Source organism: Brevibacterium album DSM 18261, from assembly GCF_000426445.1.
GTDB classification, from domain to species: Bacteria; Actinomycetota; Actinomycetes; order Actinomycetales; family Brevibacteriaceae; genus Brevibacterium; species Brevibacterium album.
The window spans coordinates 923924-941637 of record NZ_KE384526.1; the positions used below are offsets into that span (position 1 = coordinate 923924).

Consider the following 17714-nt stretch of genomic DNA (forward strand, 5'->3'; position numbering starts at 1 on the left):
GGTGTGCGGTCACAGGTTGAAGGTGAAGCCGCCGTTGACCGGGTAGGTCTGGCCGGTGATGTACTCGGCCGCATCTGAGGCGAGGAAGAGCACAGCGTTCGCCACGTCCGAGGGCCGCCCCGGGCGCCGGATGACGTACTTCGACATCATCTTCTTCAGCCGCTCGGGGTTCTGCGCGAGGCGATCCTCGATGGCCGGGGTGAGCGTCGCGGCGATCGCCACGCAGTTCGCGGTGACCCCGTGACGGCCCAGCGCGCGTGCCGTCGCCCGCGTGAAGCCGGCCGCGCCGGCCTTCGCCCCGGCGTACACCTCGAGCCCGGGGTCCCCGTACCGCGAGGCCTCGGAGATGATCGTGACGATCCGGCCGTAGCCGTGCTCGATCATCGCCGGGACCACCGCCGCGGTGCTGTTGAGCACTCCGTAGAAGTTCACGCCGATCTGACTGTCCCAGGTCTCCGGTCCGGTCTCCCAGAAGGGCGCCGAGACGTCGGCGGCCGGGTTCGCCCCCGAATTGCCCGCGTTGTTCACGAGGATGTCGATGGGGCCGTGGGCCTCCCTCACGGACTCCGCGAGCGCCTTCATGCCCGCATGGTCCGTGACATCTCCCTGCACAGCGAAGGCGGAGCCGCCGGCGGCGGTGATCTCGTCCGCGACCGCCTGTGCGCGGTCGAGGAAGTAGTCGTTGACGATCACCGCCCGCGCCCCGTGCTCTGCGAAATGGCGCGAGATCTGGGCGCCGATGCCCTGGCCGGCGCCCGTGACGAGGGCGATGCGGCCGTCGAGGCTGAGGAGGTCGGACATGTGTTCTCACCGTGCTTTCATATGGGCTGATTCAGGATGTGGGGAGCACCGGCTCAGTGCTCGAGGAGCTTCCGGGCGATCACCCGGTACTTCTGGACCTCGGACGGCCCCTCGTAGATCCGGGAGAGGCGCTGCAGGCCGTACCAGTGGGCCAGGGGGCTGTCGAGGGAGGTGCCCGCGGCGCCGTGGACCTGGATGGCGCGGTCGAGGACCCGCCCCACCGTCTCCGTACCGAGGAGTTTCGCCATACCGGCTTCCACCCGCGTGTCGTGACCGGCGTCCGTGCGCCCGGCGGCGTTGTAGAGGGCGAGCCGGGCCTGGTGGATCTCCGTCCACGAATCGACGATGAAGCCCTGGACGGCCTGCTTCTCGCTCAGGGGTCCGCCGAAGACCGAGCGCGTCCGGGCATAGGAGATCATCATCTCCAGCGCCCGGTCAGCGATGCCCAGCGCGGTCGCCGCCACCGTCATGCGCGCGGTGCTCAGCAGCTTCTGGGCCTCTGCGAACCCCCCGCCCGCGGCGCCCAGCAGCGCCGATTCCTCCACCCGGCAGTCGTCGAGGAACAGCTCGTGGACCCGCAGCCCGCCGAGGACCTCGATCTCGCGGGCGATCGTGAGCCCCGGATTGTCCTTCTCGACCGCGAAGAGCGAGATGCCGCCGCGCTGGCGCTTGTCAGGGTCCGTGAGCGCGACGACGAGCACGATATCGGCGGCATCGACCCCGGAGATGAACACCTTGGAGCCGCTGATGACCCAGTTCGACCCGTCCCGCACCGCCGTGGTGCGGAGGGCACCTCCGGGATCCCCGCCTCCGGAGGGCTCAGTCTGGGCGAACGCCCACCGCATCCGGTCCTCGAGGATCGGCCGGGTGTACCGCTCGTACTGCTCGCCCTCGGCGGAGACGAGCGCGGCCGGCAGGCCGCCTGCGAACCGGAGCTGGGCCAGCGGGCGGGCGGCCTCCTCGAAGCAGTTCACGAGGTCGTAGACGGACAGGTCCGCCCCGCCCAGCGACTCGGGCAGCCGCAGCCCCCAGAGGCCGGCCTCCTTCGCCGCCTCGCGGCCGGGCCGGTGGTCCTCCCAGCTCACCTGCTCGCCCCGGAGAATGCGCTCCTCCAGCGGCATCTGGTGGTCATCGCAGATGCGGCGGACGAGGGCGCGCAGGTCGTTCGTCTCCTCCGGTCGGGTGATCGGTTCGTACATGCTTCCTCCTACGGGGGTCGGGGCGGGGGTCCGGGGCATCGGCCGCGCGCCGTCAGTCGCGCACCAGCACATGGGCGACGCAGACCGCTCCGAGGCCCACCATGTGCGCGAGCCCGCGGCGCGCGTCCGGCTGCTGCCGAGGACCGGCCTCCCCGCGGAGCTGACGCGTGATCTCACCGATCTGTCCCACACCCGTGGGGCCGATCGGATGGCCCATCGCCAGCAGCCCACCCGAAGGGCTCACGGCCACGCGGCCGCCGATGTCGAAGCTGCCCGCAGCGACCTCCCTGCCCGCCTGTCCCTCCTCGCACAGCCCCATCGCCTCGGCGTAGAGCAGCTCCTCGATCGAGAAGGCGTCGTGGAGCTCGACGACATCGAGCTGCTCGGGGCCGAGATCCGCCTCGGCGAGCACCCGGGAGGCGGCGGTGCGAGTGAGCTCCGCATCGTGGTTGGCCTCCCCGTAGAGCTGCTCGCTCACCGACACGGAGGAGGCGATGCGGATGCAGCGGGACCGGTCGAGGCCCAGCCGCTCGATCCCCTGCTCGGAGACGAGGACGACTGCGGCGGCCCCCTCCCCCACGGGACAGCACATGAGCCGGGTGAAGACGCCGGAGACCGGGCGGTCGCCCAGCACCTCGTCGAGGCTCCTGGCCTGCTGCCGCTGCGCATAGGGGTTGCGTGCGCCGTTGCCGTGGTTCTTCACCGCGACGGCGGCCAGCTGCTCGCGGGTGGCTCCGTATCGCGTCATGTACTCGTCCGCGAGCAGCGCGAAATGCGTGGCGGGGACGATGCGGCCGCCCACGAGGCTGCCCAGCCCCGTGTGCTCCGCGGCGTTGGCGACGGCCAGGCGCTTGTCGATCCCGAGCACGAGGGTGACATCGGAGACGCCCGTCGCGACGGCGAGCGCACCCAGGCGGACGGCGCTGGAACCGGAGGCCGAGGCGTTGTCGATCTGCGTCATGGACACTCCGGTCGCGCCCATGAACGACAGCGTCGGCCGGGTGACGGCCATGCCGGAGACCGCTGTGCCGGTATAGATGTTGTCCACGTCCGGATAGGCCACCCCGGCATCTGCGAGGGCTTCGCGGACGGCGGTGAGGCCGAGGTCGGGCAGCGTGCGTCCGCTGCCGACGCGCTCATAGCGGTGGAAGCCGATGCCCGCGACGTAGACGGGCGAGAGGTCTCTGAGGGTCTTGGGCATGTCAGTCCTCGATCCTGGCGAAGCGGAGCTGGGCCGCGGCGGGCGTTCCGGCTGCTGCGTCCGTCTCAGCCTCGGCGGTTGCGGCGGCCTCGGCGGGGACGATCACTCCTGCGACCCTGTCACCGCGCCGCACCGGCGTCGTGTCCCGCATCGTCACCCGGACGACCGGGCCCGCGCTCAGCGCGACGATCGCGACCGTGAACGGGACGGCGAGCGAGCGGTCGGGATGGGAATGGACCTCGGAGCTCATGAGCACCGTGCCGGAGGCGGCAATCTCGGCGTGGGACAGCTCGTCGCCGTGGGTGCCGCAGCGGCGGCAGCCGTAGGACTGCGGCGGGAAATCGACGTAGCCGCACGCCGTGCACGAGGTCGAGAGCAGGCGCACATCCCGCCCCGCTCCCCTGTGCAGCGGCAGCGTCTCCGTGCGGGAACCGGTGGTCATGCTCGCTCCTCTCGTGCGGCCTCGGCGGCCAATGGCTGCTGCGCGTACTCGGGGTCGCCGGCGGCGCGGTGGCACGCGACCGTGTGCCCCGCGGAATCCGTGTGGCCCGCGGCGGCCGTGTGCCCCGCCACGGCTTCGGCGACGACGCTCTCCCCCGCCTCGGCGGCGGCCGGCGCCCCGAGGACGGTGCCCACCCCGACGGGCTCCGGATCCCGCACGGCGCAGACCTCCTTGGCGAAGGGGCAGCGGGTGCGGAAGCGGCAGCCGCTGGGCGGGTCCGCAGGACTGGGCATCTCCCCGCGCAGCGCGATCCGCTCCCGCGTGCGCTGGACGGCGGGGTCCGCGATGGGCACGGCGGAGAACAGCGCCTGGGTATAGGGATGGAGGGGAGTCTCGGTGATCGCCCGGGTGGGGCCCTCCTCGACCACCCGGCCCAGGTACATGACGAGGACGGAGTGAGCCATATGGCGGATCGTCGCCATGTCGTGGGAGATGAGGACGATCGACAGGCCCGTGGTCTCCTGCAGCTCCAGGAGGAGGTTGAGGATCCCCGAGCGGGTGGAGAGGTCGAGCGCGCTCGTCGGCTCATCGGCGATGAGGATCTCCGGACCGAGCGCCATCGCCCGCGCGATCGCGACCCTCTGCCGCTGTCCTCCGGACAGCTGACGCGGATACCGCGAGGCGAGCGCCGGAGCGAGCCCCACGAGGTCGAGGAGCTCACCAGCCCTGGCCTCCGCCTCCGCGCGCGTGGCCAGGCCGTGCACCAGCAGGGGCTCCCCCACCGAGTGCCCCACGCGCTTGGTCGGATCGAGAGAGCCGTAGGGGTCCTGGAAGACGACCTGGACGCGGCGGCGGAGGTCGCGCGTGTCCCGTGCCCGGCGCGAGCGGGCGGCGCGGTGGCCGGCGACGGTGAGCTCACCGCTGTCCGGCAGGTCGAGGCAGGCGAGGATGCGGCCCAGGGTGGTCTTCCCGGATCCGGATTCGCCCACGATGCCGAGGGTCTCCCCGCTGCGCAGGGCGAGATCGACGCCGTCGACGGCCCGGACCGCACCCGTGCGGCGGCCCAGGAGGTCCCGCCCGAGGGGGAACGTGCGGTGGAGACGGCGGGCCTCGATGACGGGCTCGGATGCCGCAGGGGCGGCCTCGGACGCCGCAGGGGCGGCGGATGCGCTCGCGTTCATGCTGCGGCCTCCGGTGTGATCTCCCCGCGGACCACCCGCAGGCAGCGGGTGGGTTCGGTCGCGAGGTCGTGGTAGACGTCGGTGCGTGTGCAGTCGTCGGTGGCGAAGGGACAGCGCGCGGCGAACCGGCAGCCGGCGGGGAACGAGCCGGCCGCGGGCACCCTGCCGGGCAGGGAGGTGAGGCGCGAGAACGGCTCCGCCCCGGTGGGCACGGAGGCGATGAGCGCGCTCGTGTAGGGATGCCGGGGCGTGCCGAAGAGCTCGTCCGTGCCGGCGGTCTCCGCCACGCCGCCGGCGTACATCACCACCACCTCGTCGCAGAAGTCCGCGACGACCCCGAGGTCGTGCGTGACGAGCAGGACCGCGAGGTCCTGCTCCCGGCGGAGCTCGCGCAGCAGGTCGAGGATCTCCGCCTGGATGGTGACGTCGAGCGCCGTCGTGGGCTCGTCCGCGATGAGGAGGGGCGGATCGCAGGCGATCGCCGCGGCGATCCCCACGCGCTGCTGCATGCCGCCGGAGAGCTCGTGCGGATAGGCGCGCAGCCGGGCGGCCGCGTTCGGGATGCCCACGAGCTCGAGGAGCTCGCGTGCGCGGACCCGTGCCGCGGACCGGGATTCGCGCAGGTGGATGCGCCGCGACTCGCCGATCTGATCCCCGACCGTCATGGTCGGGTCGAGCGTGCTCATGGGCTCCTGGAAGACGGCGCCGATCCGCCGCCCGCGCGCCCGCGCGAGCTGCCGGGGCGAGAGCCCGAGCAGGTCCGTGCCCTCCAGCACCGCCGAGCCTCCTGACACCCGGACCTCACGGGGGAGCAGGCCGAGCAGGCTCATCGCGGTCATGGTCTTGCCGCAGCCGCTCTCGCCGATGAGCGCGGTCGCACCGCCGCGGCGGACCCGGAAGCTCACCTCGCGCACGAGTCCGGGCTGGACCGCGGCACCGCGGAGGTCGACGGTGAGGTCGCGGACCTCGAGGACGGTGTCCGGGGCCTCGGGAGCGGCCGTGGCCTCGGGGGACGAGGCGGCCTCGCGAGCGGCCGTGGCCTCGGCGGCGGTGCCGGCCTCGGCAGACGAGGCGGCGGTGGGCTCAGTCATTGCTGTCTCCTCCGGAGAGGGCGTCGCGCAGGGCGTCGCCCAGGGTGTTGAAGGACAGGACAGTGAGGACGATGGCCACACCGGGGGCCACGACGGCCCAGGGCGCGTCGAACTGGCTCTCATAGGCGGCCCGGAGCATGCTGCCCCAGCTCACGGCCGGCGGCTGCATGCCCAGACCGAGGAAGCTCAGCGCCGCCTCGGCGAGCAGTGAGATCGCCATGAGCAGGGTGACCTGGACCAGGACCGGCGCGGCGATGTTGGGGAGCACGTTCCTGAGCATGATGCGCACGGAGCCGGAGCCGATCGCGCGCGCCGAGAGGATGAACGTCTCCTCGCAGACGACCATCGTCGCCCCGCGCACCACCCTGAACAGGGTCGGGGAGAGGACGATGCCCACGGCGAGCATCGCGTTCGTGAGCCCCTGCCCCAGGACCGCGACGATCGCGAGGGCGAACACGATGGCCGGGACGCTCAGCAGCGTGTCCGCGAGCGCGCTGAGCGCGCTGTCCGTGCGCCCGCCCCGCATCCCGGCCAGCAGACCGGCGGGGATGCCGACGAGGACGGCGATGCCGACCGCGATGAGCGGGGACACGAGCGCCACGCGCGTCGCGGAGAGGATCTGGCTGAGCACATCGCGGCCGTAGCGGTCGGTGCCGAGGAGGTGCTCGCCGCTCAGGGGTGCGAAGCCGTTCGAGAGGTCCTGCGCCGCCGGATCATGGGGCGCGATCCACGGTGCGAGGACCGCGATCACGAGCACGAGGAGGAGGTAGACGAGTGCCGCGACCGCGGTCCCCTGGCGCAGGGGCGTGCGCAGGGTCGACCGGCGGGAGACCAGCGCGGGCGCCTCGACCGCCGCCACGGCGGGCGGGTGCTGCTGTGACTGCGTCATCGCTTCCTCACCTTCGGGTTGACGACGCCGTAGAGGATGTCCACGGTCAGATTGATCACGACCACGATGAGCGCGGTGAGCAGGACGTATCCCTGGATGACGGGGTAGTCCCGGGAGAGCACGGAGCTGATCGCGAGGTTGCCGAGGCCGGAGATGCCGAACACCGTCTCGACGACGACCGTGCCGCCCAGGAGCGTGCCGCCGGAGAGGCCGATCACCGTGATGACCGGGATCGCGGTGTTGCGCAGCACGTGGCGCAGCACCAGCTGCGCGCCGGTCGCGCCGCGGGCGCGGGCGGCCCGGATGAACGGCTTCTCCATGACGTCGATGACCCCTCCGCGAGTGTGCCGGGCGATCTCCGCCGCGACCGTCGTGCCGAGGGCGATGGCGGGCAGCACGATGTGCGAGGCCCACTCCCCCGTCCCCCTCGCCAGCGGCGCATAGGAGGTGGCGGGCAGCCAGTTCAGCGTGATGGAGAAGATCGTGACGAGCATCATCCCCACCCAGAAGCTCGGCATCGCGATGCCGAGGCCCGCCAGTGCCGAGACGCAGCGGTCCACGATGCGGCCCCGGGTGAGACCGGCGATCGCACCGAGGAGGACGCCCGCCATGACCGCGAAGGCGAGCGCGCCCAGGGCGATGGAGAGGCTGGGCGGGACCGCGTCGAGGAGGAGCCGCGTGACGGCGAGGCCGGAGAAGAGTGACTCCCCCAGATCTCCCGTGAGCACTCCGCGCAGGGCGTTCCAGTACTGCACCGGGAGCGGCTCCGTGAGACCGAGGCTCTCCCGGATCTGGTCGACGGCCTCGGGCGTGGCCTGCTCGCCCGCGATGACCTCGGCCGGATCACCGGGGACCAGCCGGATGAGCATGAACGTCATCAGGTGGACGAGCCAGAGCACCAGCAGACCCCGCAGGGCTCTGTGGATCAGGAAAGCTGCTTGCATCGCACTCCTCATCGAGCTCGAAGGTGATGTCAGCGTATTCTTGCTTAACTGGTTAGTCAAGTATTGATCGAAGCCCCCTCCCCGTGCGATCCACGGAAGGCGCCTGCTGTAGCGTCGGAGCCGAGGGCGGCGACCTCGGCGGACCCATGCGGGGCACCTGCACGCCTCCCCGTGAGGAGAAGCCCCAGCGGAGAAGGAAGCATCGAATATGGCCCAGGCACGCGCGACGACGACGGACGAGGTGCTCGCGGCGGCTGCCCGCGTGTTCCGCGACAAGGGGTACCGGAACGCCACGCTCGACGACATCGCGGCCGAGGCCGGGGTCTCGAAGCCCACGCTCTACAGGTACTCCGAGGGAAAGCAGTGGCTGCTCGACAGCATCGCCCGGAAGGTGAGGGAGACGCTGCGGGACCGGGTCGATGAGCACACCCACCTCACCGGCATCGATGCCCTGCGGGCCACGATCGTCGCCGCCGCCCGGTCGACGCAGGACCTGCGGGTCTACTACGAGGCGATGTCCGTCAACGTCCTCGAGCTCTCGGCGGAGGACGAGGCCGAGCGCAGGGAGTGGATGAAGGAGGCGACGCTGCGGACGGCGCAGACGCTGCAGCAGTGCCGTGAGGAGGGATCGATGCACCTGCCGGGCAAACCGGCGATCTACGCGAACCTCGTCCAGAGCGTGCTCCGCGGCATCTTCACCTGGTACGACCCCGATGGGACGACGACGCCGGAGGAGCTCGCCCAGCACATGATCGACCTCTTCGCCCTCGATGTCCGCGAGGACATCGCGGCTTCCCCCTCCCATAGCCCCTGACCATGTGCGAGGCTCTCACGGTGCACTCTCTACGATGGGCACAGGGGACACCGAGCACCACCAGCACCACCCACCGCAGCCGGACGTGCCTCACACGGGCCGGCCGCAACACAGGAGAGCACCGTGCAGAGCATGTATGAGCAGAGCGCAGTCTTCATCGACGCCGGGTTCCTCCTGGCGGTGGGGAGCACCGAGACCACCGGCACCTCCCTGCGGTCCTCGACGGTGGTGGACGTCCGCCGGCTCATCCGCGGCATCGTCGAGCGCACATGGGAGGACTCCGGCCTCTCCCCGCTCCGGGTCTACTGGTACGACGCCTCGCGCAACGGCATCATGGCCGATGAGCACAAGAAGATCGCCCTCATCGACGACGTGAAGGTGCGTCTGGGCCGGATCGGAATCAACGGGGCGCAGAAGGGCGTGGACCTCCGGCTGGGCCTCGACATGGTCGAGGTGGCCCGCACCCGCTCCGCCCGCGTCGCCTACCTGCTGTGCGGTGACGACGACATCGCCGAGGCGGTCGAGGCCGCCCAGGACCAGGGCATGAAGGTGGTGCTCATGGGCCTCGAGGATCCGCACCGCCGCGTGGGCCTCGCCTCGGTCGCCGAGCACCTCGCCCTCCAGGTCGACCGCATCCTGCCGATCCCCGCGGACCTCATCCGCGCCTGCTTCGAGCCGTCGATGTCCCACCGCAGCAAGGAGAGCGCGGACGGGATCAGCGCCGTGGCCGCGGCCTCGCTGCTGCAGTCCCGCTCGCAGGAGGCTGCGGAAGTCCCCGTCGAGGAGCGGACGGGCACGAGCGGCGCCGAGGCTGCGGCCGGTGTCGATGCCGAGGCGGCTGCCGGCGGAGACGCAGCGCTGGGGCTCGCCGAGACGGGCCGTGCAGAGGAAGCGCCCTGCGGAGCCGGACACATCGAGGCTGAACTCCACAGGGCGGAATCCGACGCCGCGCGCACCCGTCGGCACGAGCGCGCCGACCCCGAGCACCACGCGCACGCGAAGTCCCCCGCGCAGGCACCGGCAGGGGGGCTCGGAGCCGAACATCCTGACGCTCCACGGCCCAAGCCGGGCCCCGCGCGGCCGGTCACCCCGCATTCGGAGGCCACTGCCTCGGGCTCCGCTGCCTCCGAGCCGACAGCTTCAGGCCCAGCGGCTTCGGACTCCGCCCCCTCAGGCACAGCACCGGAAGCCGAGCGCACCGTGACCCCCGGCCCCCTCCGCGGACGGCAGACACCGCCTGCCAGCGGGCAGACGCCTACAGCGCAGACGCCCACCGGCACGGCAACCAGCGAGCAGGTGCCCGCAGCAGCCTCGGGCACCCCGGCCTCACCCGCATCCGCCGGAACCACACCCACGCCCGCCGACTGCGTGCGCACGACTGCCGAGGCCCCGGGCCAGGGCGCGCCGAGCCCCGCCACAGCGCCCCCCGGCACCCCGGCTCCTAGAACAGTGCCAGCCGGGACACCCCGCGTCCCCGCGGCCCCGCTGTACTCCACGAGCTCGCAGTCGGCAGGTGAGGACACGGAGACGATCTTCGACATCGTGGAGGGCGTCGCGGAGAAGACGGCCCGGAGCTGGCTCGCCTCCGTCACCCAGATCCAGCTCGAGGAGGTGCTCGGCGACTACCCGTACCTGGAACCGGACCTCGACCGGGCTCTCCTGCAGGACTGCGCGGCCCGCATCGGCGAGTTCGAGACCAACAGCCAGACGATCCGCAAGCACCTGCGGAACTGCTTCTGGGCCGCCGTCCGGGACCGCTGAGCCGCAGGCCTCTCTCCCTGCCCTCCCGCTCCCGCGAAGAAACGTCTGCGCAGCGGTCGCCCGACACGGCCGCTGCGCAGACGCAACTCAGGGAAGAGGGGCATGGAGACGCACAGCGCCGCCCGCCTCACGGCCGGTTGCCGCTGTAGTACCTCCCCAGCACCTCGGCCTCGAGCTCCTCGAAGCGGCCGTCCTCGATGGACTGCCTGATCCGCGCCACGAGTCCCACGATGAAGTGCTCGTTGTGGATGGTGCACAGCGTGTTGAACAGCTGTTCCTTCGCCTTGTACAGGTGGTGGAGGTAGGCCCGCGAGTAGTGGCTGCACGTGTAGCAGTCGCACTCCGGCTCGATGGGCTTCCAGTCCCGTTTGAAGCGCGCACCGGAGATGTTGAACCGCCCATCATGCGAGTACACCGCCGCATTCCGGGCCACCCGGGACGGCGAGACGCAGTCGAAGGTGTCCGCGCCCCGGCGGATGGCGGCGAAGAAGTCGTCCGGCTCGCTGATGCCCAGGAGGTGGCGCGGCTTGTCGTCCGGCAGCTCCTCGCACACCCACCCCACGATGGTGCCGAGGTTCTCCTTCTCCAGCGCCCCGCCGATCCCGAACCCGTCGAAGTCCATCGCCGCGAGGTCCCGCGCCGCCTTCCGCCGCAGATCCTCGTACTGCGCGCCCTGCAGCACGCCGAACAGCGCCTGATACGGCCGGTGCGCGCGCTCGGCGGTGAGCCGGAAGTGCTCGGCCACGCAGCGCTCGGCCCAGCGGCGCGTGCGCTCCAGCGACTCCTCCTGGTAGCCGCGCGTGTTCGTGAGCATCGTGAGCTCGTCGAAGGCGAAGATGATGTCCGCGCCCAGCTGGTGCTGGACCTGCATCGATACCTCGGGGGTGAAGCGGTGCAGCGAGCCGTCGATGTGCGAGCGGAAGGTCACCCCGTCCTCGTCCACGTTCGCCAGCCGCTCCTCGCGCACCTCCTGCTGGAGGTCCTTCTGCATGTCCGTCCGGTTGGTCCCGGAGAACTCCGTGGAGAGCACCTTCTTCGCGCCCACGCCCAGGCTCATCACCTGGAAGCCGCCCGAATCCGTGAAGGTGGGGCCGGACCAGTTCATGAAGGCTCCCAGTCCCCCGGCCTCGTCCACGATGTCCGCGCCCGGCTGCAGGTACAGGTGGTAGGCATTGGCGAGCACGGCGTCCGCGCCCAGCTCCTCCACCTGCTCCGGGGTCACCGTCTTCACCGTCGCCTTCGTCCCCACCGGGATGAACGCCGGGGTCGCGATCTCCCCGTGCGGGGTGCGGATCACGCCGGTGCGCCCGCCGCTCTCCAGCCGGGTGCCCTCCGCGAAGCCGAAGCGGCCGCGTGCGTTCACCGGCGCCTCGGCGGCCGCCGTCCGCGCTGCTGTCACCTCGCCTGCCTCTGCTCGCCTCGCTGCCGCCGGAACCGCCTGCGCCCCCGAGGCGGCCCCGCCGTCCGTCTGCGCGCTCACCTCGCCGCTCATCCGCGCAGCGCCTGGAGCATCTTGCCCGGGCTGAGGAGGCCCAGCGGGTCCAGCTCGCGCTTGATCGCCAGATGCAGGCGCTGGGCCACGGGATCGAGCTCGCGCGCCAGCCACTGGTTCTTCAGCACCCCCACGCCGTGCTCGCCCGTGATGGTGCCGCCGAGGTCCAGGCCGGCCTCCATGATGGCGTCGAAGGCCGCGTGCGCGCGCCGGGTGGACTCCTCGTCACCGGCGTCGAAGATCACCGCCGGGTGCATGTTCCCGTCACCGGCGTGCCCCACGACGGACACGAAGACCTCGTGCTCCGCCGCAATGGCCTCCATGCGGGCGAAGAACTCCGTGAGCGCCCCGCGCGGCACGCACACATCGTCCACGAGCTCGCCCCCGCCGCGCGTGGCGGCGAACTTCTCCATCGCCGGGGCCACCGCTCGGCGGGCGGCCACGAACAGCTCGGAGTCCGCAGGATCGTCGGAGATCGTCACCTCGACGGCGCCGAGCGATTCCGCGATCCGCTGGAACTGCTCGAGCTCCGCCGCTGCCGCTTCGAGCGAGCCGTCGCCGTTGGACTGCACCAGCAGCATCGCCGCGGAGCCCGCGGGCAGGCCGAAGTCGCCGTAGTCGTTGAGGAAGTCGATGGAGTGCCCGTCGATGATCTCCAGCAGCGAGGGCGTGGCCCCGGAGGCCATGAACTCCGTGATGGTCGCGGCGGCGTGCTTGATGTCCGCGAACAGCGCCACCCCCGTGATGGGATCGGGCAGGGCGGGGATGAGGTCGAACACGATCTCGACGACCACGCCCAGGGAGCCCTCCGAGCCCACGAACAGGCTCGCGAGGTCGAAGCCGGCCACGCCCTTGGCGGTGGGGCGGCCCAGGGTCGTGAGCGAGCCGTCGGCGAGCACCACCCGCAGCTGGCGCACATAGTCCTTGGTGACGCCGTACTTCACACAGCACAGGCCTCCGGCGTTCGTCGCGACGTTCCCGCCCAGCGAGGAGATGTCGACGGAGCCCGGGTCCGGCGGATAGGCCAGCCCGTGGGGCGCGAGCGCGTCCTTGAGCTGCCGGTTGATGACGCCGGGCTGCACGCGCGCGGTCTGCTCCACCGTGTCGATGTCGAGCACCGCATTCATCGCGGCGACGGAGAGCAGGAGCGCGCCGTCGGTGGCGTTCGCGGCACCGGCCAGACCGGTGCGCGCGCCCTGGGGGACCACGGGCAGGCGGTGGGCGGTGGCGAAGCGCATCGTCGCCTGCACGTCCTCGACGCTGCGGGCCCGCACGAGGGCGCGTGCCCGGCCGACCGGGGAGAAGATCGCGCGGTCCTGCGAGTGGGCGAGCACCACGTCCGGGTCCGTCACGAGGGCGCCCGCGCTGAGCTCCGCCGCCAGCGGCGCCAGGTCGACGGGCTCCTCGGCGGGGGTGAGCGGAGAGGGGGCGCTTCCGTGCGGACTTCCACCGCCCGGTGCGCGGACGCCGGTGTGCTGTTCTGCTGTCGTCATCAGTTCCTCATGCTCGCTTTCCGATGAAGGCGCGTGCGACCTCGACGAGGCGGTCCATCGCCTCCTGCGGTCCCACCGTCACGCGTACGCCCGATCCCAGGTTCCGCACCGCGAGTCCCGCGGCCATGCAGTCATCCGTAAACTCCTGCGAGCGCCTCCCCAGGGGCAGCCACACGAAGTTCCCGCCGCTGGGCGGCACCGGGATGCCCGCCTCGCGCAGCCGTGCGGCGAGGTCGTCGCGGATGAGGCCCACCTCCTTCGCCCGCACCGCGATCTCCGCCCTCGCCGCCACCGAGGCGAGCGCACCCGCCTGCGCGGGTGCGGTCACGCTGAACGGGGCGATGGACTTGCGCATCTCGTGGATGATTCCGGGCTGGGCGACCGTGTAGCCCACGCGCAGACCGGCGAGCCCATGGGCCTTGGAGAACGTGCGGAGCACCGCGAGGTTGGGGTACCGGCTCAGCGCCGCGCCGGAGTCCACGGGGGCGTCGAGACCGTCCTCGGCGGCGTGGATGGATGCGGCGGCCTCGCTGCCGTCCGCGAAGTCCGCATAGGCCTCGTCGAGCACCACGAGGACGTCCTCGGGCACCTGCTCCATGAACGTGTCGAACTCCGCCTGGCCCACCACCGCGCCGGTGGGGTTGTTGGGCGAGCACAGGAGGACGAGGTGCGTGTCCTCGCGGATGGCCTGCAGCATCGCGGGCAGATCCATGCGGCCCTCACTCGCGAGCGGGACGGCGATCTTCTCCGCACCCACATAGCTCACGACCTGCGGGTACATCTCGAAGGAGGGCCAGGGGAAGACCGCGCTGGTGCCCGCCTCCGAGGTGATGCCGATGAGCGCGGACAGGCCCTCGGACGCGCCCGCGGAGACGACGACGTGGTCGTGGGGGACCTCGTGGAGCGCGGCGATCGCGGCGGTGAGATCGTGCGCCGAGGGGTCGGGGTAGACATGAGGGCTGGTCACGGCGTCCGCGATCGCCTCGAGGACGGCGGGCAGCGGCGTCATGTGGTGCTCATTGGACGAGAGCTTGTACGACTGCAGGCCCTCGACCGGAGCCGGCGGCTTTCCGGGGATGTAGGCGGGAGTCTCGGCCAGGGCGGGCCGCACGCGGAAGTTCGTCATGGTCCGATTCTGCCATTCGCCGCCGAGGCCCGGGCCCAACGCCCGCGGTCCGGGCGGAGCCAGCCGCATCGGCGCTCGCCTCCCGGACGCGGGTGCGGGCACAGCGGCGGCGGCTCGGACAGACGCGGTCCGGGCATCGAGCCCTCCCCGAGGCCGGTTGCGCAGTGCCGGGTGCGCAGTGCCGGTTGCGCAGTGCCGGGTGCACAATGGGGTCATGGACTCCCCCGCGGATGCGCCCGGACCACAGAGCCCTGCCTCTCCCGCTCCCGCAGAGCGAGCGGGCACTGCGGGAGACCGCGCCGCGTCCGAGGCCGGCGGAGGGGGAGCCGCCGGCCACCGGGAGGACGGCGACTGGCAGGAGGCCCGCGGCTGGCACGAGGACATCCTCGGGCCGGACTTCGCCGCGCTCACCCTGCCCCTGCCCGCCCCTCCGGTCTTCGAGGATGCAGGACCGGCCGGTGCCCCCGCGCCTGCCGGAGAGGCCGGAGACACTCCGGAAGCCGGTGGCCCCGCGAAAGGCGAGGCGGCTCGGGAAGGCGCGGCCGCCTCGGCGTCCTCCGGTGCCCGGAACGCGACCGCGGCCGGCGACGACCGGGCGGGTGCGAGCCCCGCCCGCGAGGACCGGCAGGCGACCCTCGTCGCGCATCGGCCGAGGCCGGCAGCCGCAGCCGTTCGCGCACCGGCCGCGCGCACCGCTCCCGCCTATCGCCCGGGACCGGCCGTCCAGCCTCAGCCGGCGGGGGCGGACCAGTCGATGCGGGCGGGTGCGGGCGCGCGCGGACGCACGGGCGCCTCGGCGGTGCGCGATCCGGCGGCGCTGGACCCGGCGGCCGCACGCGATGCCTGGCGGCCGCTGTTCCCGGACATGGAGCCGGGACTGCTCGACGATGTGGTGGTCCTCCACCTGCACGGGTGGTCGGACTACTTCTTCCACGCGAACCTGGCGCGGTTCTGGACGGCGCTGGGGGCGCACTTCTACGCGCTCGATCTGCACGGCTACGGGCGGAACCTCGACCCCGCGCGAATGGAGCGCTCGGTGTATGCCCGCGGCCGGCACCAGCCGGACCCCGAGACCCTCCAGCGACCGGGCTTCACGACCGACCTCTCCGACTACGATGCGGACCTCGAGGCCGCCCTCACCGTCATCGCGGAGGAGTCCCCGGGCCGGAGGCTCGTGCTCTCCGCCCATTCGACGGGCGGCCTCATCGCCGCGCTGTGGGCGGACCGGAACCCGGGTCGCGTGCACGGGCTCGCGCTCAACTCGCCGTGGCTGGAGTTCCAGTTCTCCACCGCGATCCGCAGGCTGCTGCAGCCGGTGTTCGCTCGCGGCCGTGCTGCCACGGCGGCGCTGCCCCTGCACATGCCCAACCACTACGTCATGGCGACCTCGGCCGCGCTCGGCAGGCTCCCCTACGACATGCGGCTCAAGCCTCCGGAGAGCTTCCCCGTCTACGCGGGCTGGATGCGGGCGATCTTCGCAGGGCACAGGGCCGTGGAGGAGGGGCTGGACATCGCGGCGCCCGTGCTCGTCCAGACCTCGAGCCGGAGCCTGCGGAAGATGAGCTACGACCAGGAGATGGAGGGGACGGACATCGTGCTCGACGTCGAGGCGATCGCGCGGAGGGCGGTGCACCTGGCGCCCACCGTGGTGCTCGACCGCGTGCCCGGAGCCATGCACGATCTCTTCCTCTCTCACCGGGAAGCGCAGGCGCATGCCTTCGCGGGTCTGCTCCGCTTCGCGCGCGGCTATCTGGCGAAGGGGCCCGAGGCCGGCGCCTGAGCTGCGGAGACGGCACCGTTTCTGAGACGGCGCGCACGGGTTCCCGCCGCTCCCCTAGCATGCGGGCATGACTGAGACTGCACACGACACATGGTTCTCGCGGCTGGCCACCCGCGCGCAGGCAGGCCCCTCCGAGCTCTCCGCGGTGCTGGCGATGGCCTCGGCCGGCGGTGACCTGGTGGACTTCTCCGGGGGCTTCCCGGACCCCGCCCTCTACGACACGCAGCTGCTGGGCGAGACCGCGGCCAAGGTGATCGGCTCCCGGCCCGAGGCCGCCCTCCAGTACGCGCCCAACTACGGCCTGGCCTCCCTGCGGGAGGTGCTGCGCGCCGAGGTCTCCCGCACCCAGGCGGTGACGCCGGGGCCGGACGACCTCATCGTCACCTCCGGCGGGGTCGACGCGCTCACCCTCATCTGCAAGGCGATGCTCAATGCGGGCGAGGCCGTGCTGGTCGAGGCGCCGTCGTACCTGGGCGCGTTCAGCGTCTTCCAGTCGCATGACGGCGTGTGCGTGCCGATGGAGAGCGACGAGCACGGCCTCGTGCCCGCCAGCATCGAGACCGCCTACGATCAGGCGGTGGCCCAGGGCACCCCGCCCAAGGTCGTCTACGTGATCCCGGACTTCCAGAACCCCTCCGGGCTGCGCCTCGGACTCGAGCGCCGCCGCGAGATCGTCGAGATCGCACGCCGCCTGGGGCTGCTGGTGCTCGAGGACGTCGCCTACCGGGACCTCGCCTTCGACGGCTCCTATGTGGAGTCCCTGTACGAGCTGGCGCCGGACGTGACGGTGCAGGCGGGCACGTTCTCCAAGACCTTCACCCCCGGCACGCGGATGGGCTGGGCGGTAGGACCGGCGACCGTCATCGACGCGATGGCACAGGCGAAGACCAACACGGATCAGTGCGCGGGAGCGCTGGGCCAGACGCTGCTGGAGGCGTACATCTCGGAAGGCCACTACGCGGCATCGCTGCCGGTGCTGCGGGAGGCCTACGCCGCACGCTGCGCAGGGCTCATGGATGCGCTCGACGCCGGACTGGGCGCACGGGCGTCGTGGACCGTCCCCGCCGGGGGCTTCTTCACCTGGCTCGAGGTGCCGGGCGTGGACACGAAGGCCCTCGCCCCGCTCGCGATCGAGGAGGGCGTGGCCTTCGTCCCCGGTGCGCCGTTCTTCGCCGACGGCCGGCAGACCTCGCAGCTGCGCATGAGCTTCTCGCGCACGCCGGTGGAGCGCATGGCCGAGGGCATCACGCGGCTCACCCGCGCGCTCGACCGCGTCCAGGGCTGAAGCGCCGCACGCTCAAGCAGGCGCACGCGCAGGCAGGCGCTGCACTCCAGCCAGCCGCACGCTCAGGCATGCCTACACGTATGTGGGATCTGCGTCTCGCCGCGCGGAACCACGCAGATTCCACATACGTGCGGCGCACCGTTGCATCCGGCGTGGTCCGCGTATGCGGTTTCTGCGCGTTCTACCACCCTCCGGCGCAGAAACCGCATACGCGG

Annotated in this window: 15 protein-coding genes; 4 read left to right on the forward strand and 11 right to left on the reverse strand. The window is 72.0% G+C overall.

Annotated features, from left to right (window positions below; all coding sequences use genetic code 11):
* Positions 1–9: 9 nt before the first annotated feature.
* Genes K318_RS0117785 through K318_RS0117820 form a run of 8 tightly spaced genes read right to left on the reverse strand, consistent with a single transcriptional unit; the run spans position 10 to position 7748 of the window.
* Entirely contained in the window at positions 10–801 is a 792-nt protein-coding gene (locus K318_RS0117785) for an SDR family NAD(P)-dependent oxidoreductase (RefSeq protein ID WP_029090474.1), read from the reverse strand.
* Between the two features lie 53 nt (positions 802–854).
* Positions 855–2000: an acyl-CoA dehydrogenase family protein gene (locus K318_RS0117790; protein WP_029090475.1), complete on the reverse strand. Its 1146-nt coding sequence runs from the start codon at positions 1998–2000 to the stop codon at positions 855–857.
* Positions 2001–2052: 52 nt separating this feature from the next.
* A complete protein-coding gene (locus tag K318_RS0117795; RefSeq protein ID WP_029090476.1) occupies positions 2053–3201 on the reverse strand; it encodes a thiolase family protein in 1149 nt (382 codons plus the stop codon).
* A 1-nt stretch (position 3202) separates the two neighbouring features.
* Complete coding sequence (locus tag K318_RS0117800; RefSeq protein ID WP_029090477.1) at positions 3203–3643, reverse strand: Zn-ribbon domain-containing OB-fold protein; 441 nt, start codon at positions 3641–3643, stop codon at positions 3203–3205.
* On the reverse strand, positions 3640–4824 hold the full coding sequence (locus K318_RS23110) for an ABC transporter ATP-binding protein (protein WP_029090478.1): 1185 nt from the start codon (positions 4822–4824) through the stop codon (positions 3640–3642). Before K318_RS23110 ends, K318_RS0117800 begins: the two co-directional genes overlap by 4 nt.
* A complete protein-coding gene (locus K318_RS23115; RefSeq protein ID WP_051298189.1) occupies positions 4821–5915 on the reverse strand; it encodes an ABC transporter ATP-binding protein in 1095 nt (364 codons plus the stop codon). Before K318_RS23115 ends, K318_RS23110 begins: the two co-directional genes overlap by 4 nt.
* On the reverse strand, positions 5908–6804 hold the full coding sequence (locus tag K318_RS0117815; RefSeq protein WP_035282261.1) for an ABC transporter permease: 897 nt from the start codon (positions 6802–6804) through the stop codon (positions 5908–5910). Before K318_RS0117815 ends, K318_RS23115 begins: the two co-directional genes overlap by 8 nt.
* A complete protein-coding gene (locus tag K318_RS0117820; RefSeq protein ID WP_035282263.1) occupies positions 6801–7748 on the reverse strand; it encodes an ABC transporter permease in 948 nt (315 codons plus the stop codon). Before K318_RS0117820 ends, K318_RS0117815 begins: the two co-directional genes overlap by 4 nt.
* 208 nt (positions 7749–7956) lie before the next feature.
* On the opposite strand from K318_RS0117820, the gene K318_RS24045 reads away from it, so the two are divergent.
* A complete protein-coding gene (locus K318_RS24045) occupies positions 7957–8562 on the forward strand; it encodes a TetR/AcrR family transcriptional regulator (protein ID WP_051298190.1) in 606 nt (201 codons plus the stop codon).
* A 132-nt stretch (positions 8563–8694) separates the two neighbouring features.
* Positions 8695–10323, forward strand: coding sequence for an NYN domain-containing protein (locus tag K318_RS24050; RefSeq protein ID WP_084500431.1), 1629 nt, complete (start codon positions 8695–8697; stop codon positions 10321–10323).
* Between the two features lie 127 nt (positions 10324–10450).
* Here K318_RS24050 and tgt read toward each other — a convergent pair whose 3' ends face one another.
* Genes tgt through K318_RS0117845 form a run of 3 tightly spaced genes read right to left on the reverse strand, consistent with a single transcriptional unit; the run spans position 10451 to position 14434 of the window.
* Positions 10451–11815, reverse strand: coding sequence for a tRNA guanosine(34) transglycosylase Tgt (gene tgt / locus K318_RS0117835; protein ID WP_084500388.1), 1365 nt, complete (start codon positions 11813–11815; stop codon positions 10451–10453).
* On the reverse strand, positions 11812–13308 hold the full coding sequence (locus K318_RS23130; RefSeq protein ID WP_084500389.1) for an FAD-binding oxidoreductase: 1497 nt from the start codon (positions 13306–13308) through the stop codon (positions 11812–11814). Before K318_RS23130 ends, tgt begins: the two co-directional genes overlap by 4 nt.
* A 7-nt stretch (positions 13309–13315) precedes the next feature.
* A complete protein-coding gene (locus K318_RS0117845; protein ID WP_029090482.1) occupies positions 13316–14434 on the reverse strand; it encodes a histidinol-phosphate transaminase in 1119 nt (372 codons plus the stop codon).
* Between the two features lie 214 nt (positions 14435–14648).
* Between K318_RS0117845 and K318_RS24055 the strand changes: the two genes are divergently transcribed.
* Positions 14649–16214, forward strand: a complete 1566-nt coding sequence (locus tag K318_RS24055) for an alpha/beta hydrolase (RefSeq protein ID WP_051298192.1) — start codon at positions 14649–14651, stop codon at positions 16212–16214.
* Positions 16215–16281: 67 nt separating this feature from the next.
* Positions 16282–17499 (forward strand): aminotransferase-like domain-containing protein, encoded by a 1218-nt coding sequence (locus K318_RS0117855; protein WP_029090483.1) that lies wholly within the window; start codon positions 16282–16284, stop codon positions 17497–17499.
* Positions 17500–17714: the final 215 nt, after the last annotated feature.

Excerpts from the sequence above, each read along its gene's own strand:
- K318_RS24045 (WP_051298190.1), top strand. The coding sequence starts at position 7,957 with ATGGCCCAGGCACGCGCGACGACGACGGACGAGGTGCTCGCGGCGGCT.
- K318_RS0117845 (WP_029090482.1), bottom strand. The coding sequence starts at position 14,434 with ATGACGAACTTCCGCGTGCGGCCCGCCCTGGCCGAGACTCCCGCCTAC.
- tgt (WP_084500388.1), bottom strand. The coding sequence starts at position 11,815 with ATGAGCGGCGAGGTGAGCGCGCAGACGGACGGCGGGGCCGCCTCGGGG.
- K318_RS23110 (WP_029090478.1), bottom strand. The coding sequence starts at position 4,824 with ATGAACGCGAGCGCATCCGCCGCCCCTGCGGCGTCCGAGGCCGCCCCT.
- K318_RS0117820 (WP_035282263.1), bottom strand. The coding sequence starts at position 7,748 with ATGCAAGCAGCTTTCCTGATCCACAGAGCCCTGCGGGGTCTGCTGGTG.
- K318_RS23115 (WP_051298189.1), bottom strand. The coding sequence starts at position 5,915 with ATGACTGAGCCCACCGCCGCCTCGTCTGCCGAGGCCGGCACCGCCGCC.
- K318_RS24050 (WP_084500431.1), top strand. The coding sequence starts at position 8,695 with ATGTATGAGCAGAGCGCAGTCTTCATCGACGCCGGGTTCCTCCTGGCG.
- K318_RS23130 (WP_084500389.1), bottom strand. The coding sequence starts at position 13,308 with ATGACGACAGCAGAACAGCACACCGGCGTCCGCGCACCGGGCGGTGGA.
- K318_RS0117800 (WP_029090477.1), bottom strand. The coding sequence starts at position 3,643 with ATGACCACCGGTTCCCGCACGGAGACGCTGCCGCTGCACAGGGGAGCG.
- K318_RS24055 (WP_051298192.1), top strand. The coding sequence starts at position 14,649 with ATGGACTCCCCCGCGGATGCGCCCGGACCACAGAGCCCTGCCTCTCCC.
- K318_RS0117790 (WP_029090475.1), bottom strand. The coding sequence starts at position 2,000 with ATGTACGAACCGATCACCCGACCGGAGGAGACGAACGACCTGCGCGCC.
- K318_RS0117855 (WP_029090483.1), top strand. The coding sequence starts at position 16,282 with ATGACTGAGACTGCACACGACACATGGTTCTCGCGGCTGGCCACCCGC.
- K318_RS0117795 (WP_029090476.1), bottom strand. The coding sequence starts at position 3,201 with ATGCCCAAGACCCTCAGAGACCTCTCGCCCGTCTACGTCGCGGGCATC.
- K318_RS0117815 (WP_035282261.1), bottom strand. The coding sequence starts at position 6,804 with ATGACGCAGTCACAGCAGCACCCGCCCGCCGTGGCGGCGGTCGAGGCG.
- K318_RS0117785 (WP_029090474.1), bottom strand. The coding sequence starts at position 801 with ATGTCCGACCTCCTCAGCCTCGACGGCCGCATCGCCCTCGTCACGGGC.